We start from the raw sequence: 21,694 nt of genomic DNA on the forward strand, positions 1-21,694 counted from the left end.
CTCTCACCCGAAATCATCAATTTTCGTGATTCATATCACAGTGATTGGGATCTCGTCGTGGCGAGCAAGTAAGTGTTACCTTCAGTAACCCCTAAATGTCGGTAACACCAGACCGTCATCGTCAGCCCATCAGGGAGCAGCCATGACCAGCAGCATCACCGAGAACGGAACTCCCTCCGGCACCCCCGACCGCGACGACGTGGCCCGCAGGTTGCTGGAGTCCTCGGAAACGCTGTCCTACGACCCGGCCCAGGAAGTCGACTGGGACACCCCGCTGGACACGAACTACCACGGCACCAGCCCCGAGTGGAGCACCCTGTACGGCACCGCGTACTGGAAGGAGATGACTCCCGAGCAGCAACGCGAGCTGACCCGGCAGGAGGCCGCGTCGGTGGCGAGCACGGGAATCTGGTTCGAGATGATCCTGCAGCAGATGGTGCTGCGGGACTTCTACGCCAAGGACCCGACCGACCCGGCCTTCCAGTGGGCGCTGACCGAGATCGCCGACGAGTGCCGGCACTCGATCATGTTCGCGCGCGGGGCGGCGAAACTCCGCGCCCCCGCCTACCGGCCGCCCCGGGGAGTGGTCGAACTGGGCCGCGTGTTCAAGGCACTGGCCTTCGGCGAGGCCGCCTACGCCGCGATCCTGGTGGCCGAGGAGGTCCTGGACGTCATGCAGCGGGACTGGATGCGGGACGAGCGTGTGGTGCCCTTCGTCCGCACGGTCAACAACATCCACGTGGTCGAGGAGTCCCGCCACATGAAGTTCGCCCGCCAGGAGACCAAGGAGCGACTGGAGAAGGCGGGCTGGCTGCGCAAACAGATCAACGCGTTCGTCGTGGCCGTGGCCTCCTACTTCATCGTCACCAGCATGGTGAACAAGAAGGTCTACGAGAAGGCCGGGCTGGACGTCAAACGGGCAGTCCGCGAGGCCAAGGCGAACCAGCACCACAAGTCCCTGATGCGCTCCAGCTGCTCGGGTCTGATGGAGTTCCTGAGTTCGGCGGGCCTGCTCACCAAGGCGTCGACCTGGATCTACAAGCGCGCGAATCTGATCTGACATGGCCTACGCGATCACACAAACCTGCTGCACCGACGCCTCCTGCGTGGCGGCGTGTCCGGTCAACTGCATCCATCCGACTCCGGACGAACCGGACTTCGGCAGAACCGAGATGCTCTACGTCGACCCCGCCAGTTGCATCGACTGCGGTGCCTGTGCGGACGCCTGCCCGGTCGACGCGATCTTCCCGGTGGACGCCCTCACGGGTCCGATGCGGGCGTACGCGCAGGTCAACGCCGACTACTACGCCGAAACCCGGGACTCCGAGCCCGTCGCCTCCACCGGCGAGGAGCACTCACCGAACTTCCACGCGTGGGGACCGCCGGTGTTCGACCGCACCATTCCCAGCGACTTCCCGGCGCTGGACGTCGCCGTGGTCGGCACCGGCCCGGCGGGCATGTACGCGGTCGAGGACCTGTTGCTGCACACGAACTGCCGCGTCACACTCATCGACCGCCTGTCCACAGCCGGCGGTCTGGTGCGCTACGGGGTGGCTCCGGACCACCCCTCCACCCGCAAGATCGGCGAAACCTTCGCCCGGTTCCACACCCACCCGAGGGTCGAGATGCGGTTGGGGGTCGAGGTCGGCAGGGACATCACCACAGAGGAGCTGGCCGCCGAGTACGACGCGGTGATCTACGCGGTCGGCGCCTCGGCGGCACGCACTCTCGACGTCCCCGGTGAGCAACTCCCGGGAAGCGTGCCGGCCACCACCACGGTGGCCTGGTACAACGGGCACCCGGACGTCGCGGACGCGACGATCGACCTCTCGGCCGAACGTGCCGTGCTGGTGGGCAACGGCAACGTGGCCCTGGACGTGGCCCGCATCCTGACCACCGACCCGGACGAGTTGGAGCACACCGAGATCTCGCGGAGGGCCCTGCGCGAACTCCGTTCCAGCGGGATCCGCGAGGTGGTGCTGCTCGGCAGACGCGGTCCGGACAAGGCCGCCTACACCAGGCCCGAGCTGCTGGCCCTCGTCCAACGGGAGGATGTCGAGCTGGTCGTGGACACCCACGACCCGGACATCGCACGCACCGTCGACGCCGCCCCCGCCAACAGCAAGGCGGGACTGCTGCGCGGGCTCACCCAGGAAACCGTCGACTGGAACGCGGCACCGGCACACGGGCGGACACGCATCGTCCTGAGGTTCCACTCCTCCCCCGAGGAGTTCCTCGGCGAGACCCGGGTCCGGGGGGTGCGAGTGACCGGACACTCCGGAAGCGTCGACATTCCCACGGGACTGGTCGTACGGGCGATCGGCCACCGGGGCCGACCGGTCGCCGGGCTCCCCTTCGACGAACGAACCGGCACCGTCCCCCACACCGCGGGACGCGTGTGGGACAGGCCGGGGACCTATGTCGTGGGCTGGATCAAACGCGGCCCCTCCGGGGGAATCGGGGCGAACCGGAGCTGCGCCAAGGAGACGGTCGGCAGCCTGATCGAGGACGTGGTCGCGGGCAGACTCCCCGCCGGGGAACGACCTCGCTCGAAGCTGGTCGAGCTGGCCGGCCGACTGGGCGGACGTCTGTCGCGAACGCTCGAACGCAGCAGATGACCCCCACCCGGCCGGAGCACCCCTCGGTGTGCGCCGGCCGGGTGGACGGAGGTCCTCAGCCACGGCGTCTGCCGAGGTCGTCCAGCCCGTTCCAGGAGGCGAGCAGGCCGTACACCAGCGCCACGGCCAACGGCTGGGTCACCAGAGCCGCCGGGGTGTCGATCCGAGGGGCCACCTCGACCAGGTCCCCCGCCTCCATCCGTTCCGGCAGCGGGTACATCCCCGCCGCGAGCGAGGTGCCGACGCGGGTGCCGAGCCATCCCGCCAGCACCGAGCCCAGCACCGCCGCCAGTAACAGCACCGGCCCACGCCTGCCGCGCAACAACCACAGCGCCGCGGCCACCAGCACCCCGGCCGAGAGGCCGAGCAGCAGGAAGATCGCCAGACCGTCGAACTCGTGGTAACTCTCCACCAGCACGGGCACGAGCTCGCCGTCCGCGGTCATGACGCTCTCCTGGGCGGGCGCCAGTCTCGACCAGACCCAGCCCAGTGGAAGTCCGAGCAGCGCGAGCAGTGAGAACACGCTCAGCCCCGGAAGCAGATCCGCCCTGACCACCACACGAGGTTTCCTCCGTGGTTCGTCCTCCTCCGGTTCCGGATCACTCCGACCGAAAGCGGGCTCTCCCCCCGGCACGTCGACCGATCCCACGAGTCCTCCTCACACACCTGCGTCCGGCCCCCGTTGCTCGCGGGTCCGCGAGGGCCCGTTCGTATGTCGATTATTCTTCGTGCACAGTCATATCCGAACTCCCGGACCAGGAAAGTGGCGGACGCCTTGCCAGATCCCACGCCGACCGGACCGGCCCCCGCCCCGAGCGAACGTCCCCGCTCCGCGCCGAGAGTACCGGCCGGACGGACGGTCGCCGAGCTCCTGCTCGGGGCGACCACGGCTGCCGCCCTGAGTCTCGCCCTCCAGTTCGTGGTCGCTCACATCGGCATCATCGAACCGAGCCACGGCCCCGACGCCCTGGCCGTGCTGAGCACCACGGGGCTGCTCGTGCTCGTTTTCGGCGCCGTGGTCCTTCCCGGACGGCTACCGCGTGCGGAGTGGGTGCGTCTCGGCGGTGTCTGGGCGGTACTGGCCACGCTGAGCACCCTGCTGCTCGCCCTGCCCCTACAGGGAACACGGTTCTACTACGGGGGTTCCAGCGGGGACAACGCCTTCCGTATGCAGTATCTGACCCGCATGGCCGAGCACGCGCTGCCCGCCGACATGAACTACCTGGGCATCCCCCCGTACTACCCGTCCGGATGGTTCTGGTTGGGCGGCCGTTTCGCCGAGCTGATCGGGTGGGAGGGCTGGGCCGCCTACAAGCCCTACGCCGTGCTCTGGTTCTCGGTGACCGCCGTGGTCGCCTTCACCCTGTGGAGCCTGGTGCTGTCACGGCGGCTGGCCCTGCTCGCGGCGCTGGTCACCGTCCTCGCGGGAACACGCCACGGACTGCTCGAACCCTACGCCTGGCCGTCGGCCGCCTGGTTGCCCCCGATCATCGTGCTGGCCTGGTACGCCCTGCGCCGCCCGGGCCGGACTCCGCTGCCCACACTGATCGGCATCGGGGTGTTCACCGGGTTCGCGGCGGTCACCTACACCCTGCACTTCGGATTCAGCGTGTTGCTGATCGTCGGTCTCGCCGTGGTCGTGGGGATCCTGCGGGTCCGCAACGGCGCCGCGATCGGCAGGACGGCGTGGGAGCTGTTCCTGCGGCTGGTTCCGATCGGGATCACCAGCGGGCTGTTGGCGCTGATCGTGTGGCTGCCCTTCCTGCTCGCCGGGGGGCTGTTCGAACGCAGCGCCGCACAACACTACCTGCCGGCGTCCAGCGCCTTCCTGCCCCTTCCGTTCACGAACGTGGGTGCTTTCGGCCTGCTGTGCCTGAGCGGCTTGGTGTGGCTGATCGTCCGGTCCACCACCAGCCACGTCGCTCCGGCCCTGCTCACCGTGGTGGGAGGCGTCTACATCTGGTTCGGGCTGTCCACACTGGCCCTGCTGGCCGAGACCACCCTGCTGGCCTTCCGGCTCAGGGTGGTGCTGGAGAGCGCGCTGGCGGTCTCGGGAGCTCTGGGGCTGGTGGAACTGCTCGGTTGGCTGCGCCGGAAACTCTCCGCCTGGTACGGGCTGCGGCTGACCGTGTTCGCCGTGATCATCGGGATCACGGGCTCACTGGGCGTGTTCCAGCACGAACTCCGGGTGGGGCTGGCGGCCGAGACGGAGTCCGCCTACAACGACTACTACCCCAACGGCAGAACCGCGCTGGACGAGAGCGACCCGGACGATCCCGGGGCCTGGCTGGACGAGCTGAACTCGACGATCACCGGCCTCACGGACGAGCCTCCTCGGGACACCGTGCTGCTCACCACGAACTACGACCTGCTGCCCTACCACCCGTACTGGGGTTTCCAGCAGGAAACCCCGCACTACGCCAACCCCCTGGCGGAGTACGAGCACCGCGCGGCCACGATCAGGCGCTGGTCGAACGCCACGAGCAGCCAGGAGCTGCTCCGCATGCTCGACGACACCGAGTTCACCGCACCCGAGGTGTTCGTCGTGCGGCACCACTCGGACTCGGAGGAGGTGTACGTCCCGCAGGTCCTCGACGACGCCGAGAAGGTCAATCCCCCCGAGGGCAAGCTGTCCCTGACGCTGAAGGCCGACGCCTTCCCCCGTCAGCCGAACGTGCACAACTACCCGGTGTTGTTCGACGCCGAGCTGTTCCGGGACCCCGCGTTCGTCACCCGCAGTGTGGGGCCCTACACCGTGATCGCACGCCGGTGACGGGGGCTCGCGAACCGGCGGTGGCCGACGTCCCGGAGCGGAGGCCACGCGGAACTCGCACGTCCCCTCTCAGGCCGGTGTCACCGGAAGACGCTCCAGACCGCGCATGAGTGTGCTGAACCGGTAGCGCAGTTCCTCCCGAGGAACGGCCAGGGTCATGTTCGGGAAACGCTCGCTCAACTGGCGCAGCGCGATCTCCCCTTCCAGGCGGGCGAGCGGCGCGCCCACACAGAAGTGGATACCGTGCCCGAAGGCGAGGTGTCCACCGGTCGCGCGGTCCTGGTCGAAACGTTGCGCGTCGGGGAACCTGTCCTCGTCCCTGTTCGCCGAGGCCAGGGAGACCAGCACCAGTTCCCCCTCGGGGATCTCGACCTCCCCCACCGTCACCGGTTCGCTCGTGAAACGCAGCGTCGCCAGGTTCACGGGGCCGTCGAACCGAAGGGCCTCCTCGACCACCTTCGCGGCCCGTTCCGGTTCGGTGCGCAGTTTCTCGTGCTGATCGGGGGAGTCCAGCAGGGCGAGCGTGCCGTTGCCGATCAGGTTGACCGTCGTCTCGTGCCCGGCAACCAGCAGCAGGAAAACCATGGCGACGAGCTCGTTGCCCTGGAGGCGATCGGAGTCCTCACTGGACTCGATCAGGCCGGTCAGCAGGTCCTCACCCGGATGTGTGCGTTTGGTCTCGATCAGTTCGAGCAGGTACTCGGCCATGGCCGCGGCGGCGTGTTCGGCGGCGCGCGGGTCCTTGCCCGACACCACGTTGTTGGACCAGGTACGGAAGTCGTCCCTGCGGTCCTCCGGAACGCCGAGCAGCTCGCAGATCACCCGGATGGGAAGCGGGAAGGCGAAGGCGTCCAGCAGGTCGATCTCGGTCTCTCCCTCGGCAGCCCGCGCGGCCATGTCGTCGAGCAGCTCGCGGGTGATCTCCTCCACCCGGGGACGCAACGCCTCCACCCTGCGTGCGGTGAACGCCTTGACCACCAGTTTGCGCAGGCGCGTGTGGTCCGGAGGATCCATGTTCAGCATGTGGGCCTGCACCGCGTCCCCGATGTCCGGGTGCTCGGCCCCTTCCTCGGCCGCCTTGTTGTCCATCACCCGGCGGATCTCGCGGTAGTCCTTGCGCAACCGCTGGTCGGTGAGAGCGGCCTTGGCGTCCGCGTAGCGGGTGACCAACCACACCGGCATCCCCGTCACCGTCTTCACCCGGCGGGTGGGGTCGTTCTCCCGCATCCGGGCGTAGTGCACGTAGGGGTCCTGCAGGAACTCGTCGTCCAGAACGGACGGAGCGGTGTGCGGGCACTGTTGCGACGCGGTCATGAAGCCCTCCAGACGAACACGATGCCGTCCTCAGTTGACACCGTTTACCGCGATCTTGTCATCCCGCGATCAGCGGATTCGGGAGATGTTTCCCCCGAAAGGACCTCATGTTCGGCGATCCGCCAGACGGTGCCCCGCAGCGACCTCACTGTTTCCGATCCGGAGCGGGCACCACGGGGACACCCCCGTTCCACCGGCGGGTAGCGTGGCCTGATGTGGCTGCACCGGATCCCGTGGACATACACCTGCTGAACGCCGTCGCCGAGACAGGACGCGCCGCCATCCCCGAACTCGCCGCTCATCTGGGCATGGACGTGCGCGAGGTGGCGGCCCGTCTGGCGGCACTGTCCACCAGCGGGCTTCCGCTCGTGGTCGGCGTGGAATGTGATCCGAACGGAATTCGTAACGCGTTGGCCGCAGTAGGAGCCCCCGCAGGACCGCAGTACGCTCCCCCGCAGACACAGAATCCCCCGAGCGGGGGTTATCCGGTTCCTCCTCCCGCCCCCCAGGCGGGGCAACCGAACCAGCCCTCCGGCCCGCACAGCGGTGCGCACCCGGTGTACGGAGGCGCGAGCGGCCCCTATCCCCCGCAGAGCGGTCCACACCCGGCTCCGGTCCATCCGCAGGGACCACCACAGCAGCCCACCGCCGCCGGACCGCCTCCGCACCGTCCCAGCACCCCACCCCGCGGCTACTCCGCTCCACCCTCCCAGGGCGCCCCTGCCGGATGGGGTCCGCCCGCCTCCGGGAACTGGACCAGAGCCACGCACGCTGCCCAGAGCGGGGCACCGCCGCGACCACCGGTTCCACGCTCGGGCAAGGTCGGAACCAAACTGGACGGTGTGGGCCCCAACGGGGAACCGGTCTCCGTGCTGCTGGTCGAGGTGGTGGACCCGGCGGACTTCCTGCTCAGCGCGGCGGGGCACCAGCTCTCCGAGGGACAGCGGGCGGTGGTGGTGCACACCGAGCTGACCAACCGTGGCTCCACGGCCTTCACGACCCCACCGGACCGGCATCTGGTCCTGGTGACCACGGAGGGAACGACCGTTTCCAAGTCCTCGGTGTCGATGTCCTCCCGACCACCGCACAGTCCCACGGTCTCGCCCGGGGAAACGGGAGGGGGGCACACCGTCTTCGTCCTCCCGGAGGAAACCGAGCTGAGCACCGTCGAGTGGTCTCCCACACCCGATCCGGGCCCCCATTCCCTGGTCTGGGACATCACGGACTCGTGAGTCCCCCGCTGGACGCGGTTCGCCCGGAGGAACTCAGTGGTCCTGGGCACGCAGCACGTCCAGAGCGTGCTGCAGGTCGGGGGGGTACTCGCTGTCGAAGGTGACGCGGCGGCCGTCGGCGGGGTGGTCGAAGACCAGGGAGTAGGCGTGTAGCCACTGACGGGTGATTCCGAGGTGCCGTGCCAGTGTCGGATCGGCCCCGTAGGTCAGATCTCCGACACAGGGATGGCGCACCGCGGAGAAGTGCACCCTGATCTGATGGGTGCGGCCCGTTTCCAGCTTCACGTCCACCAGCGAGGCGGCGCGGAACGCCTCGACGATCTCGTAGTGCGTGACACTGGGTTTGCCCTCCGAGACCACCGCGAACTTGTGGTCGTGACGCGGGTGGCGGTCGATGGGGGCGTCGATCGTCCCCTTGCTCGGGTCCGGGTGTCCCTGAACCAGGGCGTGGTAGTGCTTGTCCACGGTCCGTTCCCGGAAGGCGCGTTTCAGCACCGAGTACGCGTGCTCCGACTTGGCGAGCACCATGACACCGGTGGTTCCGACGTCCAGCCGGTGAACCACGCCCCGTCGTTCCGGGGGCCCCGACTCGGCCAGGTTGATCCCGGCGGCGGCCAGCCCGCCCAGCACGGTCGGGCCCTCCCATCCGGGGCTGGGGTGCACGGCCACGCCGACGGGCTTGTTGACCACCACGAGGTCCTCGTCCTCGTGCACCACGGTCAGACCGTCGACCGGCACCGGGGGAGCCTCGGGCTCCTCCTGCCCGGGAAGCCGCACCTCCAGCCAGGACCCGGCCAACAGGCGGTCCGACTTGCCCGCCGGAGAACCGTCCAGCTCCACGTCACCGGACTCCGCGAGCGCCGCGACCGCGCTCCGGGACAATCCCAGCAGCCGGGCCAGTCCCGCGTCGACCCGCATGCCGTCCAGACCGTCCGGGACCGGAAGTGTTCGCAGATCAGTCACGTTTCCCCTCGTCGCTACCGCGTTCCGGATCAGCACTGTCGGAACGGTCCCGTTCTGCGTGTCCACCCCCTCGTTCCGAGGTGGGACCACCACGGGCCCGTCTCCCCGTTCCCCGGCTTCCTCCCCGCTGCACGGTTCCGTCGTAGTCCCGGCCGAGCAGCGCGAGCAGCACGATGAGCACGCCACCGCAGACGATCGCCGAGTCGGCCAGGTTGAACACCGGCCACACACTGCCGTCCGGAGCGAAGACCGACAGGAAGTCGATCACGTGGCCGTGCAGCGGAGCCGGATCCCGGAAGATCCGGTCGACCAGGTTCCCGACGGCCCCACCGAGCACGAGACCGAGGCCGACGGCCCACGCCCGGGAGCGCAGTTTCGGCGCGAACCAGACGATGGCTCCGACGATGGCTATGGCCAGCAGAGCCAGCACCCAGGTATGACCGGTGGCGATACTGAACGCCGCCCCCGGGTTACGGTACAGCACCAGGTACAGCGCCCCGCCGAGCAGCTTGACCGGAGGTTCGCCCTCCAGCCGGGCCACCGCCAACGACTTGGTCAGCACGTCCAGCACGAGCATCACGGCCGCGATCCCGAACAACAGCCCCAGCAGACCCCAGCGGGGCCCCTGCCGGGAGGCCACCGACACGTGCTGCTTTCCGTCCCCGGCTCCCGGGCCGGCCTGGCGGTGCTTCTCGCTCACGGCCCCATTGTCCCCGACCGACGGATGCCCGCGCCCAGCAGGATGCGTCCCTCCCACGACCGGCGCTGTGTCCCGGTGCCGTTCCGTCGGACTGAGGCGGTGGCGCGAACACCCACACTGCGCACCGCACCGACATGAGCTAGGCAATCCGGGGGAACACCTCACCCGGTCGACGATGTTGACCGGAACGGAACTCTCCGGCTCACCGGATCGGGAACGAACGGAGCACACATGAGCGACAAGGCCCACATCGGGGTAACCGGCCTGGCGGTCATGGGCCGCAACCTGGCCCGCAACCTCGCACGCAACGGTCACCGGGTGGCGGTGCACAACAGGCACCGGGAACGGACCGACGAGCTGCTGGAACTGTTCGGCTCGGAGGGGGAGTTCGTGCCGAGCTACTCGCTGCGGGAACTGGTGGACTCCCTGGAACGCCCCCGACGTGTCGTGGTGATGGTCAAGGCCGGAGGTCCCACGGACGCGGTGCTGGAGGAACTCGTCCCCCTGCTGGACGAGCAGGACATCGTCGTCGACGCGGGCAACGCCAACTTCGAGGACACCCGCCGCCGGGAGGCCGAGCTGGCCGAACGGGGAGTGCGGTTCGTCGGAGCCGGGGTCTCCGGTGGTGAGGAGGGGGCGCTGCACGGACCGAGCATCATGCCGGGAGGGGCCTCCAGCGCCTACCGGGACCTGGAGCCCACGCTGCGCTCGATCGCGGCCGACGTGGAGGGCACCCCCTGCGTCACACACGTGGGCCCCGACGGGGCGGGGCACTTCGTCAAGATGGTCCACAACGGGATCGAGTACGCCGACATGCAGCTCATCGCCGAGACCTACGACCTGCTGCGCGGGGTGCTGGGACACACTCCGGCACAGAGCGCCGAAACGTTCCGTTCCTTCGACCGGGGGAGACTGAACTCTTACCTGATCGGGATCACTGCCGAGGTACTCGACCACACCGACGAGCGAACCGGTCGTCCGTTCGTGGACGTCGTGCTGGACCAGGCCGAGCAGAAGGGAACGGGCCGCTGGACGGTGCAGAACGCCCTGGAACTGGCCAGCCCGGTCAGCGGAATAGCCGAAGCGGTGTTCGCACGCTCCCTGTCCGGCAACACCGAACTGCGCGCCGCGGGCTCCGGACTGCCCGGCCCCCGTGGCGCACGGACACCCGAAAGGGAACAGTTCGTCGCCGACGTGGAACAGGCCCTGTACGCGTCGAAGATCGTCGCCTATGCCCAGGGCTTCGACCAGATCCGCGCGGGAAGCCACGCCTACGGGTGGGAGATCGACCTGGCCTCGGTGGCCGCGATCTGGCGCGGAGGCTGCATCATCCGGGCGAAGTTCCTGGACCGCATCCGCGCCGCCTACGAACAGAACCCGGGACTGGCCAGCCTGCTGGCCGACGAGGACTTCCGGCAGGCCCTCTCCGGGGCCCAGGAGTCCTGGCGGCGGGTAGTGGCCACGGCCGCGGAGTTCGGGCTGCCCACACCGGGGATCTCCTCCGCACTGGCCTACTACGACACCCTGCGCGCCGAACGGCTGCCCGCCGCCCTGGTGCAGGGACAGCGGGACTACTTCGGCGCCCACACCTACCGGCGCACCGACGTCGACGGCGTGTTCCACACCGAATGGGCCGGTGACCGGTCCGAACACGAGGCGTGAAACCCCGTGGGGGCGTGTCCCTCCGGACACGCCCCCACGGAGACGACGGCGGCACCTCGTGCGGGAGAACTACCTCACCCGTCCGAGCCACACATTCGGGGTGCCGCAGTCCTGGGCTCAGGACCGGGTCACCGACACGGCGATCTCGGTGTCCTTGTCCCCCACGGTGCCGACCAGGGCCTCACCACCGGACTCCTCGACCAGCTCCAGCGAGTCGGCCAGGATCTCGCCGGCGATGAACGAACGGTGCTCCTCGATCGCCTCGCGCACGGCGGCGGGAGCCGCGATCGTGGCCACGATGCGGTCGGAGACCACCAGCCCGGCCTCCCTCCTGGCCTGTTGGGCCACCCGGATCACGTCGCGGGCCAGCCCCTCGGCGGCGAGGTCGGCGGTCACCTCGGTGTCCAGCACCACGAGTCCCTCACCGCCCGGCAGCGCGGCGGCGGCACCGGGATCGGTGGACACCAGGTGCTCGGAGAACTCCTCGGGGCGCAACTCGATCCCCGCGGCCGACACCCCTCCGCTCGGGGTCCGGGTCCACTCCCCGGACTTGACCGCTTTGATCACCTTCTGCACGTCACCGCCGAGGCGGGGACCGGCGGCCCGGGCGTTGACCGAGACCTCGAAGTGCCCGTGCGCCGCGACGTCCGTGGTGGGTTCCACGTTCTTGACGTTGACCTCGTCCCGGATCAGCTCCACGAACGGGAGCAGCGCCTCCGCCCGGGGCATCGCCACGGTCAACCGCCGCAACGGCAGACGCACCCGAAGCTTGTTCGACTTGCGCAGTCCCAGGGCGGTGGAGCACACCCGCCGCACACTGTCCATGGCCCGCACCAGCTCGGCGTCGCCGGGAAGGCACTCGGCGTCCGGCCAGTCCTGCAGGTGCACCGAGCGACCCCCGGTCAGACCACGCCAGACGGCCTCGGCGGTCAACGGAAGAAGCGGGGCGAGCACCCGGCAGGTGATCTCCAGGACCGTGTGCAGGGTGTCGACCGCCTCCCGGTCCCCGGCCCAGAAGCGGTCCCGTGAACGGCGGACGTACCAGTTGGTCAGCACTTCGAGGAAGTCGCGGACCGAGGCGCAGGCCCCGGCGGGGTCGAAAGCGTCCAACGCGGACTGCACGTCCTCGACCAGGTCCCGGGTCTTGGCCAGCACGTACCGGTCGAGCACGTGTCGGCTGTCGGTCCGCCAGGACCCTTCCAGGCCCTCGGCGTTGGCGTACAGCGCCAGGAAGTACCAGGAGTTCCACAACGGAAGCACGGCCTGCCGGACAGCGTCCTTGATGCCCTTCTCCGTGACGACCAGGTCGCCTCCCCGCAGCACCGGGCTGGACATCAGGAACCACCGCATCGCGTCCGAACCGTCGTGCTCGAAGACCTCACGCACGTCCGGGTAGTTGCGCTTGGACTTGGACATCTTCAGTCCGTCGTGTCCGAGCACGATGCCGTGGGCGACCACGTGGGAGAAGGCCGGACGGTCGAACAGGGCGGTGGCCAGCACGTGCAGCGTGTAGAACCATCCCCGGGTCTGCCCGCTGTACTCCACGATGAAATCACCGGGGTAGTGGTGCTCGAACCACTCGGTGTTCTCGAACGGGTAGTGCACCTGGGCGAACGGCATGGCCCCGGACTCGAACCAGCAGTCCAGCACGTCCGGGACCCGGCGCATGGTGGACCTGCCCGTGGGGTCGTCCGGGTTCGGCCGCGTCAGCTCGTCGATGTTCGGACGGTGCAGGTCGCTCGGGCGTACCCCGAAGTCGGCCTCCAGTTCGTCCAGCGAGCCGTAGACGTCCGTGCGCGGGTGGTCCGGATCGTCGGAGACCCACACCGGGATGGGCGAACCCCAGTAGCGGTTCCGCGAGATGTTCCAGTCCCTGGCGTTCTCCAGCCACTTGCCGAACTGCCCGTCGCGGATGTGTTCGGGGACCCAGTCGATCCGCTGGTTGAGTTCGACCATCCGGTCCCTGAACCGGCTCACGGCGACGAACCAGGACGAGACGGCCCGCTGGATCAGCGCGTTGTCGCAGCGCCAGCAGTGCGGGTACGGGTGGTCGTAGGTCTCGTGCCGCAGCAGCAGCCCCGCGTCCTTGAGGTCCCGGATGATCCGCTTGTTCGCCTCGAAGACCTGCTGCCCCTGGTACGGGGCCACTTCCTCGGTGAACCGGCCGTGCGCGTCCACCGGCACGACCGGGTCGATCCCGGCGGCGTCGGTGACGACCTTGTCCTCCTCACCGAAGGCGGGGGCGATGTGGACGAGGCCGGTGCCGTCCTCGGTGGTGACGTAGTCGGCCTCCAGCACCCGGTGGGCGTTCGGCCTGCCGAGGAAGAAGTCGAAGGGGGGCTCGTAACCGGCCCCGAGCAGCTCGCTTCCCGGAAAGCGGTCCAGCACCTCGGCGTCCTCACCGCCGAGTTCACGCGAGTACGCACCGAGCCGGTCGGCGGCCAGGACGTACCGGCGCTCGCTCTCGGGCGGACGCACCAGCACGTACTCGACGTCGGGGTGCACCGCCGCGGCCAGGTTGGACGGCAGCGTCCACGGGGTGGTCGTCCAGACCAGCGCGTGAGCCCCGTCGAAGGACTTCCCCTCGGCGTACAGGCGCAGCCCCACGGTCACGGCCGGGTCCTGGCGCTGCCGGTAGACGTCGTCCATCCGGGTCTCGGTGTTGGACAGGGGGGTCTCGCAGCGCCAGCAGTACCAGAGCACCCGGAACCCGTTGTAGACGAGTCCCTTGTCCCAGAGACGCTTGAACGCCCACATGACGCTTTCCATGTAGTCCAGGTCCAGCGTCTTGTAGTCGTTGGCGAAGTCCACCCACCGGGCCTGCCGTGTGACGTAGTCCTGCCACTCGTCGGTGTAGTGCAGTACCGAGGAGCGGCAGGCCTCGTTGAACTCGGCGATGCCCATGGACTCGATCTCGGACTTCGTGTTGATGCCGAGCTGCTTCTCGGCCTCCACCTCGGCGGGCAGGCCGTGGCAGTCCCATCCGAACCTGCGCTCGACCCGGTAGCCACGCATGGTCTTGTAACGCGGGATCGCGTCCTTGACGTAGCCGGTCAGCAGGTGTCCGTAGTGGGGCAGACCGTTGGCGAACGGGGGACCGTCGTAGAAGACGAACTCGTTGGCGCCGTTGACACCCGCCTGCCTGGACCGAACGCTGTCCCGGAACGTGTCGTCACGCCTCCAGAAGTCCAGTACCTCGCGTTCGACGGCGGGGAAGGACGGCTGGGCGGCCACGGTCCCCGCCTGCTCGGGGTCCTCGGAACTCGCACCGTTGAACGGGACCTTCGGGTAAGCCATCGCGGATGCGCTCCTCGCGAGTGTGTCGTGGTTCCTCCTCGCCGGGCACCGGTCGGACGGCACCCGCACGGGGACGACACGGCGAGCCCCGGGCACAGGGACACTCGCGTACCGCGGTACCACCCCGTTTGCCACGCACGCGAGGTGCGCGGCCACTCCTTCACGGCTGTCACGGGCCTACCCGTCCGGTTCTACTGAGGTGGACTCCACCCGTTCTTCCGGAGGCTCCCCGGTGATGGCCGGATCAACGCCGTTGGCACCAGCATAGCGGGTGCTCGCCAGTCGGTTTCGCACCGGGGAAACACGCCACCCACGGGGGTGAACAGAGCACGAACACCACCGTGGCCGCTTCCCCTCAGCGGGAGCGTTCCCGCTGCGCGATCGAGTGGTCGGGCCGGCACACCGAACAGGGGGTGAACCCCAGCTCCCTGGCCTCGTGGGCGGGCAGGGGGACCGTGGACCTGCGTCCCACCCACGGACAGGAGTCCAGGTGGTACCGAGGCCGCTCGTCGATCACGAGGACCTCGATGCCGGACTCGGCGACCAGCAGCGCGTCGGCGGCGTCGGTGTGCTGTTCCGGAGGCTCGGTCTCCGGATCCGGCACGGGCTCGGCGACGGGTTCGCCCTCTTCCCGATCGTCCTCCTGCCCGACAACGACCGCACCGGGCTCCCCGTCGGAGGAACCGGGCCGCTCGGTGGCCTCGCCCTCCCGCCGGCCGCTCGCCCGCGCCCGGTCCCGCCTGCGGGCCACCAGCAGCACGAAACCGGCCACAGCGCACAGCAGCACCGTGAGCCAGGCCCACTGGGCGAGGCCGACGGACACGGCGAGAACCAACACCCCCGCCGCGACCAGCAGGAGAAGGAGCACGATCAGCAACACGGACGTCCACGCTTTCGGTCGGCTACGGGCACACCCGCGCCGCGCGGGGATCCCCGAGGGTCAACGAGCGGGCAGTGCTCGCGTCACGCACTGCCCGACACGTTGACGGGGTCAGCCTGCCTCCGCGGCACGGGCGCCGAAGTTGTAACCACCGCTCTGCTGCTGTCCGGCGGCTCTGGCCCCACCGGAGCTCTCCGTCGGGGCTGCCGAACCGTGCTCCTGCAACTCACGCAGCTGGGACTCCAGGTAGCTCTGCAACCGTGACCGGTACTCGCGCTCGAAGGTGCGCAGCGCCTCGATCTTCTTCTCCAGCGCGTTCTTCTCCTGGGTGATGTTGCCCATCACCTCGGCGTGCTTGTGCTGCGCGTCGCGCTCCAGCCCCGCCGCCTTCTCACGTGCCTGGCGTTCCAGGGTCTCGGCCCTGCTGCGCGCGTCGTTGAGCATCGTCTCGGCTCTGCTGCGCGCGTCGTTGACCATGCTGTCGGCCTTGGTCCGCGCGTCGGACAGCAACTGCTCCGACTTGGTGCGGGCCTCCGAGAGCATGTTGTCGGACTCGGTCTTGGCCTCGCCGGTCAGTCGGTCGGCCATCTCCTGGGCCAACCCCAGCACCTTGGCCGCCTGCACGTGCTGGTCACCACCGGGCGAGGTCTGTTCGGAAGCAGCCGGGGGCGGCACGGGCTGCAGACGACGGGGTTCCTCGGAGCTCGTGGCCGCGGCCGAGGCGCCCGCCTCCGGAGCCGGCGCGGGCTGGCTACGGGCCTCGTCGAGGTCGGAACGAGCGGACTGCAGTTGCGCCTCCAACTGCTCGACCTGGTTACGCAGGTCGCCGTTCTCCTCCACGAGCCGCGCAAGTTCGGCCTCGACGAGATCGAGGAAGGCGTCCACCTCGTCCTCGTTGTAGCCGCGCTTGCCGATCGGAGGTTTGCTGAACGCCACGTTATGAACGTCAGCGGGGGTCAGGCCCACAAGATCACCTCACGCACTCCTCGGCTGCGAGTCACCGGGTTCCCCGTTACCCGGGTTGAGCCAGTCGCATCAGGATGTACACGACCAGCAGCAGCACCATAATGGACAAGTCCAACCCGACGTTGCCTATCCGGATCGTCGGGATCACCCGACGCACCAAGCGTACGGGTGGGTCGGTCACTGTGTAGATGGTCTCCAGCACGATTGCAACCCCACCACCGGGGCGCCAGTCGCGAGCGAACGCGCGAACGAGCTCCACCACTATACGGCCGATGAGGAGCAACCAGAAGAAGAACAGCAGATAGTACAGAACGATCAGGGCCAATTGCACAGCTCAACTCTGCCACCACTCACCCGTAATTGAAAAAGGCCCCTTCGGCGAGGCGCCGCTTGTCCTCGGCGGCGACATCGACGTTGGGAGGTGAGAGCAAGAACACGCGGTTGGTCACCTTCTCGATGGATCCCCGCATCGCGAAGGCCAGCCCGGCGGCGAAGTCCACCAGCCGCTTGGCGTCCGCCTCGTCCATCTCCGTCAGGTTCATGATCACCGGAGTACCGTCGCGGTACTGTTCGCCGATGGTCCGCGCCTCACTGTAACTACGCGGGTGCAGGGTCGTGATCCGGCTCAGGCTGTAGTGACTGCCCGTGTCGGTCACCGCGCGCAACCGTGGGGTCTGTTCCAGGTTCGGGTCCACGGCCAGCGAACCACGTACCGGGGCCTCGCTCGCCCACTGCCTGCGCCCGCGCCCCATGCGGGGGCGCGGCTCGTCCTCGTTGTCATCCTCGTGTTCCTCGTCCTGGGAAGCGCCACGCGCACCGGAGAACCGACGGCTTCCCCCGACACGGTCCTCGGGCGCGTCGTACGCGTCGTAGTCCGACTCGTAACCATCCCGCGCTTCGCCGTACTCGTCGACTTCTTCGGCCGGGACCATGCCGAAGTACGCCTTCAGCTTGTGTAGCTTACTCATCGGCAAGCCCCTTCCTCCGCGAAAGGTACAGCGACGGCAGAGCTTCGACCCGCTCGGTGGCTCACGGCGAGACTAACCGGCGCCCGCCGAGCAAGGCCGTTCCGACACGCACCCGAGTGGCACCGTGGGCTATCGCACTCTCCAGGTCCGCGCTCATCCCTGCCGACAGGTGCAGAGCGTCGGGGAAGTCCCGCCGGAGCCGCTCGGAAATCTCCGAAAGGGTGGCGAACGCCACATTGGGATCTTCGCCCAACGGGGCGACAGCCATAACACCACGGAGTCGAATCTCACACATTCGCGTCACGATTTCCGCCAATTCGGGGAGATCTTCTGGAGCACATCCGCCCCGATCGGTACGCTGGTCAAGATTCACCTGCAGCAACACGTCCAGCGGGTCGGACCTCTCCCCCGCGTCGAGAGCGTTCGCCACGGCGCGCCGCAGTGTCTCGGCGAGTCGCCCACTGTCCACCGACTCCACGACGTCGGCCCAACGGGCCACCGAGCGGGCCTTGTTCCGCTGCAACTGTCCCACCATGTGCCAACGTACCCCGGAACGCGGCCTCAGCTCGGAGAACTTCTCCACCTTGGCCCGGGCCTCCTGGTCCCTGTTCTCCGCGAGATCGACCACACCCAGGTCCGCCAGCAGCGCCGCGTCCTCGGCGGGGAAGGTCTTGGTCACCGCGAGCAGCTCGACCTCCTCGGGAGGACGTCCGGCGGCGGCACAGGCCCGATCGATCCTTTCCCGCACCTGCCGCAGCGCCTCGGCCAGCTCGGCACGACGTCGCCCGGTGTCCCCGTCACTCACTCGGTTGTCCCTTCCGGTTCGGACCACACGACGGAGGCGATTCTGCCCGTCCGGCCGCCGTCACGGCGATGGCTGAACAACTCGGGGGACTCGATGGTGCAGCGTGGGTCCCGACCGATCCTGGCCACTCCCGCCGCGGCCAGCTGCTCCCACAGGCCCGCCCGCAGGTCCAGGGCGGGAGCACCCGCCCGGCTGCTGGTGGCGCTTCCCGGCAGGGCCCGTTCCACCTCGTCGCGCATCTCGGCGGGAACCTCGTAGCAGTCCCCGCACACCGCCGGCCCGAGCAACGCCTCGACACGCTCTATCCGGGCTCCGGCGGCGGTCATCTCCCGCAGGGCGGAGACCAGCACTCCCACCCGTGCCCCCACGCGGCCCGCGTGCACGGCGGCGACCACACCGGCCACCGGATCGCCCAGCAGGACCGGAACGCAGTCCGCGGTCAGCACCACCAGCGGCAGTCGCGGCACCGCGGTCACGAGGGCGTCGGTGACCTCCACGGGTTTCTCCCGGGGACCGTCCACCGAGGTGGCCGTTCTGCCGTGGACCTGTTCCATCCACACGAAGCGGTCTTCGGGGATCCCGATCCCCCGGGCGAGCCTGGCCCGGTTCGCGGCCAGGGCCTGCGGGTCGTCGCCGAGGCCGCCCCCCAGATTGAACGAGTCGAAGGGTGGGGCGGAACGCCCACCCTCCCTGGTCGTGACGACACGACGTATCAGCAAGACAAGCCCTCCCCGAGTGCTCGCGGTACTGCTCGCGAGGCGCCGCTCACCGACGACGGCGCCGTCACGAAACCCCATTGTCCCGCACCCGCTCGGCGGAGGAGCACCTCAGTGACTATCGCCGCATGAACGGCGGAATATCCACCTCGTCGTCGTTGTCGTCGTCGTTCTGGTTCCGCGAACGACCGAGCAGCGAACCACCGAGACCGCCGCCGCTGGCCGTGTGTCCCCCCGTGTTCCGCGGAGGCACTCCACCACCGTGCTGCTCACCGGAGATGGTGGAACCGTCGGTGCCGATCGGACCGGCGACGTGCTGGGTGGAACGCTGTTCGGCGGAACCGAACTGGGACTCGGTCTGCTCCGAAGCCGCTCCGGCCGGACGCTCCTCACCGGAACCGGTCGAGGGGGAACGGAAGGCACCGAACGTTCCGCCACGCTCGGACTCCCCCGTCGGCTGAGTGCCGGCGTTCGCGTTCGCGGAACGGACTCCCTGCTCGGAGTCACCGGTTGCCGCGGAGGAGCCGACGGGCTGCTCGGTCTCCTGCCGGACGCTTCCCTCGGGCTGCACCGGCTCGGCCTGTCCCTCGACCACCTGTCCCCGGCCCGCGACCGCGTCCTCCGAGTCGGCACGCGAACCGACCTTGTCCGGATCCAGCTTCTTGTGTGTGGGGGCTCCCGCGTCGAAACCGGCGGCGATCACCGTCACCCGCACCTCGTCACCGAGCGAGTCGTCGATCACCGTACCGAAAATGATGTTGGCCTCGGGATGCGCGGACTCCTGCACCAGGGACGCCGACTCGTTGATCTCGAACAGTCCGAGATCGGAACCGCCCGCGATGGCCAGCAGCACACCGTGTGCCCCTTCCATGGAAGCCTCCAGCAGCGGCGAGTTGATCGCCTTCTGCGCGGCTTCCACCGCTCTGCCCTCTCCCCGGGCGGAACCGATGCCCATCAGGGCACTGCCCGCGTCCGACATGACGCTCTTCACGTCGGCGAAGTCGAGGTTGATCAGCCCGGGGGTGGTGATCAGGTCGGTGATGCCCTGGACACCGGAGAGCAGGACCTCGTCCGCGGAACGGAAGGCGTCCATGAGGCTGACGCCGATGTCGCCGAGCTGCAACAGACGGTCGTTCGGGATGACGATCAGCGTGTCGCACTCGTCGCGCAGGTCCTTGATGCCCTGTTCCGCCTGGGTGGCCCTGCGTTTGCCCTCGAAGGAGAACGGACGGGTGACGACACCGATCGTCAGAGCCCCCAGTTTGCGTGCCACCGAGGCGATCACCGGAGCACCGCCGGTCCCCGTGCCACCACCTTCCCCCGCGGTGACGAAGACCATGTCGGCGCCCTTGAGCACCTCCTCGATCTCGTCCTTGTGGTCATCGGCCGCCTGATATCCCACGTCGGGTGCCGCACCCGCGCCGAGTCCGCGCGTCAGCTCACGGCCGATATCGAGTTTGACGTCGGCATCCGACATCAGGAGGGCCTGTGCGTCGGTGTTCACCGCGATGAACTCGACGCCTTTGAGCCCGACCTCGATCATCCGATTCACGGCGTTTACACCGCCGCCACCGATGCCGACGACTTTGATCACCGCGAGATAGTTGTGCGGGGGCGTCATCGTCATCCGCCTTCCTGGTCGTGGCTGAAGCGCTCGCTGTGGTGGACCTGACGGTCCTGTTCGCGGACGCCGGTTGGCGCCCCATGGTCGTGTCGCCGATCAACGGCTACGTGGTTGGCTGGCGTCAACCTCGTACGTGATCGGACGTTAGGTACCGCGGTCGGGTCGAGTCCAGCAGGCACGCCGGTGTCGCCCGTCGCGTGTCGTCCGGAGGTTCCCGCCACGAGTACCCTCCCGGATTCCGGGAAGCGCCCGCTCTCCACCCACGACACCTCGAACGCATTCATTCCGCCGTATCACGACCACGGTGCACACCGTACCGCGAAGTACCACGCACCGAGCGAAGTCCACCGTGGTCGATGTCCGGTTCGGTCGGATCGTCAGGAACACGAAGGCCACCCGGCACTGCCGAAGACCGACGGGAGGAGAATCGTACCCGCCACGCACGACAGGGAGGGGAAAGGACCGTGACCGTGCGACGGGTCGCGAGCGCGACCTCACCCCGAGGGGAGACCGTCCTGCTGCGACGGGAGAACGGAGCGCTGGAACTGCGGGTGAACGGGGTGTTCGTCATGGACACACTGCACACCGCCAGCGAACGCGAACTCGCCCGTGTCGCGCTGGAGGCACCGGCCGCCGCCACCGAGGAGAACCGCCCGCTGGCTGTGCTGGTGGGAGGGCTGGGACTGGGTTTCACCCTGCACGAGGTACTGGCCAACCCCCGCGTGGACAGGGTGCTGGTGGCCGAGCTGGAACCCGCGGTGGTCGAATGGTTCCGCCAGGGCTTGGTCCCGGAGCTCGCTTCGGACCGCTTCGACGAACGGGCGCACCTGGTTTCCGAGGACGTGACCGCCCTGGTCTCCTCCCAACGGGAGGAGAGCCTGGACGTCGTACTGCTCGACGTGGACAACGGACCCGGTTACCTCGTCCACTCCGCGAACTCCACCGTGTACGACGGGTGGTTCCTCACCGAGTGCCGCTCCACCCTGCGCCCCTCCGGGGTCCTGGCGGTCTGGTCGGCGGCACCGGCACCGGAGCTGGCCGCGACCATGCGGACGGTGTTCGACCGGGTGGACCACCGGGAGATTCCGGTGAAACTGGGAACGACGGAGACCGAGTACCACCTCTACCTGGGCCACCGATGAGAGCGACCTCCGACCGGTGCGCTCCACGGTCGGC

At 68.7% G+C, this 21,694-nt stretch carries 18 protein-coding genes; 6 read left to right on the forward strand and 12 right to left on the reverse strand.

The window, feature by feature from the left end; genetic code table 11:
• Nucleotides 1-142: 142 nt before the first annotated feature.
• Complete coding sequence (locus tag CEP50_RS05575; RefSeq protein WP_106112840.1) at nt 143-1,060, forward strand: AurF N-oxygenase family protein; 918 nt, start codon at nt 143-145, stop codon at nt 1,058-1,060.
• A 1-nt stretch (nt 1,061) separates the two neighbouring features.
• Nucleotides 1,062-2,618 carry an FAD-dependent oxidoreductase gene (locus CEP50_RS05580; RefSeq protein ID WP_106112841.1) on the forward strand — a complete coding sequence of 519 codons (1,557 nt, stop codon included), beginning with the start codon at nt 1,062-1,064 and terminating at the stop codon, nt 2,616-2,618.
• Nucleotides 2,619-2,673: 55 nt separating this feature from the next.
• On the opposite strand, the gene CEP50_RS05585 is transcribed toward CEP50_RS05580, so the two are convergent.
• Nucleotides 2,674-3,267: a DUF2567 domain-containing protein gene (locus tag CEP50_RS05585; RefSeq protein ID WP_106112842.1), complete on the reverse strand. Its 594-nt coding sequence runs from the start codon at nt 3,265-3,267 to the stop codon at nt 2,674-2,676.
• Nucleotides 3,268-3,393: 126 nt separating this feature from the next.
• Between CEP50_RS05585 and CEP50_RS05590 the strand changes: the two genes are divergently transcribed.
• On the forward strand, nt 3,394-5,391 hold the full coding sequence (locus CEP50_RS05590; RefSeq protein WP_258174874.1) for a galactan 5-O-arabinofuranosyltransferase: 1,998 nt from the start codon (nt 3,394-3,396) through the stop codon (nt 5,389-5,391).
• A 69-nt stretch (nt 5,392-5,460) separates the two neighbouring features.
• Here the strand turns inward: CEP50_RS05590 and CEP50_RS05595 are convergent, their stop codons facing one another.
• Nucleotides 5,461-6,705 carry a cytochrome P450 family protein gene (locus tag CEP50_RS05595; protein ID WP_106112844.1) on the reverse strand — a complete coding sequence of 415 codons (1,245 nt, stop codon included), beginning with the start codon at nt 6,703-6,705 and terminating at the stop codon, nt 5,461-5,463.
• A gap of 215 nt (nt 6,706-6,920) precedes the next feature.
• Here CEP50_RS05595 and CEP50_RS05600 point away from each other — a divergent pair, with 215 nt between their 5' ends.
• Nucleotides 6,921-7,937 carry an AsnC family protein gene (locus CEP50_RS05600; protein WP_106112845.1) on the forward strand — a complete coding sequence of 339 codons (1,017 nt, stop codon included), beginning with the start codon at nt 6,921-6,923 and terminating at the stop codon, nt 7,935-7,937.
• Nucleotides 7,938-7,970: 33 nt separating this feature from the next.
• Here the strand turns inward: CEP50_RS05600 and CEP50_RS05605 are convergent, their stop codons facing one another.
• The gene (locus CEP50_RS05605) at nt 7,971-8,900 is read right to left on the reverse strand and encodes an RluA family pseudouridine synthase (RefSeq protein WP_181188227.1); all 930 of its coding nucleotides are present in this window, start codon (nt 8,898-8,900) and stop codon (nt 7,971-7,973) included.
• Nucleotides 8,893-9,600, reverse strand: a complete 708-nt coding sequence (gene lspA, locus CEP50_RS05610; RefSeq protein WP_106112846.1) for a signal peptidase II — start codon at nt 9,598-9,600, stop codon at nt 8,893-8,895. The genes CEP50_RS05605 and lspA overlap by 8 nt, the downstream gene beginning before the upstream one ends.
• 231 nt (nt 9,601-9,831) lie before the next feature.
• On the opposite strand from lspA, the gene gndA reads away from it, so the two are divergent.
• Nucleotides 9,832-11,262, forward strand: a complete 1,431-nt coding sequence (gene gndA, locus CEP50_RS05615) for an NADP-dependent phosphogluconate dehydrogenase (RefSeq protein WP_106112847.1) — start codon at nt 9,832-9,834, stop codon at nt 11,260-11,262.
• 117 nt (nt 11,263-11,379) lie between these two features.
• Here gndA and ileS read toward each other — a convergent pair whose 3' ends face one another.
• From ileS to ftsZ, 8 genes are all read right to left on the reverse strand, one after another.
• The gene (gene ileS, locus CEP50_RS05620; RefSeq protein ID WP_106112848.1) at nt 11,380-14,559 is read right to left on the reverse strand and encodes an isoleucine--tRNA ligase; all 3,180 of its coding nucleotides are present in this window, start codon (nt 14,557-14,559) and stop codon (nt 11,380-11,382) included.
• A 355-nt stretch (nt 14,560-14,914) separates the two neighbouring features.
• Nucleotides 14,915-15,439, reverse strand: a complete 525-nt coding sequence (locus CEP50_RS05625; protein ID WP_106112849.1) for a hypothetical protein — start codon at nt 15,437-15,439, stop codon at nt 14,915-14,917.
• A 111-nt stretch (nt 15,440-15,550) separates the two neighbouring features.
• Complete coding sequence (wag31, locus tag CEP50_RS05630; protein WP_106112850.1) at nt 15,551-16,405, reverse strand: DivIVA-like cell division protein Wag31; 855 nt, start codon at nt 16,403-16,405, stop codon at nt 15,551-15,553.
• 46 nt (nt 16,406-16,451) lie between these two features.
• The gene (locus tag CEP50_RS05635) at nt 16,452-16,736 is read right to left on the reverse strand and encodes a YggT family protein (RefSeq protein WP_181188228.1); all 285 of its coding nucleotides are present in this window, start codon (nt 16,734-16,736) and stop codon (nt 16,452-16,454) included.
• A 19-nt stretch (nt 16,737-16,755) separates the two neighbouring features.
• The gene (locus tag CEP50_RS05640; RefSeq protein ID WP_106112851.1) at nt 16,756-17,373 is read right to left on the reverse strand and encodes a cell division protein SepF; all 618 of its coding nucleotides are present in this window, start codon (nt 17,371-17,373) and stop codon (nt 16,756-16,758) included.
• A 61-nt stretch (nt 17,374-17,434) separates the two neighbouring features.
• Nucleotides 17,435-18,178 carry a YggS family pyridoxal phosphate-dependent enzyme gene (locus CEP50_RS05645; protein WP_106112852.1) on the reverse strand — a complete coding sequence of 248 codons (744 nt, stop codon included), beginning with the start codon at nt 18,176-18,178 and terminating at the stop codon, nt 17,435-17,437.
• A complete protein-coding gene (gene pgeF / locus CEP50_RS05650; protein WP_106112853.1) occupies nt 18,175-18,897 on the reverse strand; it encodes a peptidoglycan editing factor PgeF in 723 nt (240 codons plus the stop codon). Before pgeF ends, CEP50_RS05645 begins: the two co-directional genes overlap by 4 nt.
• 115 nt (nt 18,898-19,012) lie before the next feature.
• On the reverse strand, nt 19,013-20,515 hold the full coding sequence (gene ftsZ / locus CEP50_RS05655) for a cell division protein FtsZ (protein ID WP_106112923.1): 1,503 nt from the start codon (nt 20,513-20,515) through the stop codon (nt 19,013-19,015).
• 473 nt (nt 20,516-20,988) lie between these two features.
• Here ftsZ and CEP50_RS05660 point away from each other — a divergent pair, with 473 nt between their 5' ends.
• A complete protein-coding gene (locus tag CEP50_RS05660) occupies nt 20,989-21,660 on the forward strand; it encodes a spermidine synthase (protein ID WP_258174876.1) in 672 nt (223 codons plus the stop codon).
• Nucleotides 21,661-21,694 lie beyond the last annotated feature (34 nt).

The organism is Actinopolyspora mortivallis (assembly GCF_003001495.1).
In the GTDB taxonomy this organism is placed as follows: Bacteria; Actinomycetota; Actinomycetes; order Mycobacteriales; family Pseudonocardiaceae; genus Actinopolyspora; species Actinopolyspora mortivallis_A.

Bases quoted from the DNA above. Each gene is read 5' to 3' on its own strand.
- ftsZ (WP_106112923.1), bottom strand. From the start codon at position 20,515: ATGACGCCCCCGCACAACTATCTCGCGGTGATCAAAGTCGTCGGCATC.
- CEP50_RS05640 (WP_106112851.1), bottom strand. From the start codon at position 17,373: ATGAGTAAGCTACACAAGCTGAAGGCGTACTTCGGCATGGTCCCGGCC.
- CEP50_RS05595 (WP_106112844.1), bottom strand. From the start codon at position 6,705: ATGACCGCGTCGCAACAGTGCCCGCACACCGCTCCGTCCGTTCTGGAC.
- ileS (WP_106112848.1), bottom strand. From the start codon at position 14,559: ATGGCTTACCCGAAGGTCCCGTTCAACGGTGCGAGTTCCGAGGACCCC.
- gndA (WP_106112847.1), top strand. From the start codon at position 9,832: ATGAGCGACAAGGCCCACATCGGGGTAACCGGCCTGGCGGTCATGGGC.
- CEP50_RS05575 (WP_106112840.1), top strand. From the start codon at position 143: ATGACCAGCAGCATCACCGAGAACGGAACTCCCTCCGGCACCCCCGAC.
- CEP50_RS05580 (WP_106112841.1), top strand. From the start codon at position 1,062: ATGGCCTACGCGATCACACAAACCTGCTGCACCGACGCCTCCTGCGTG.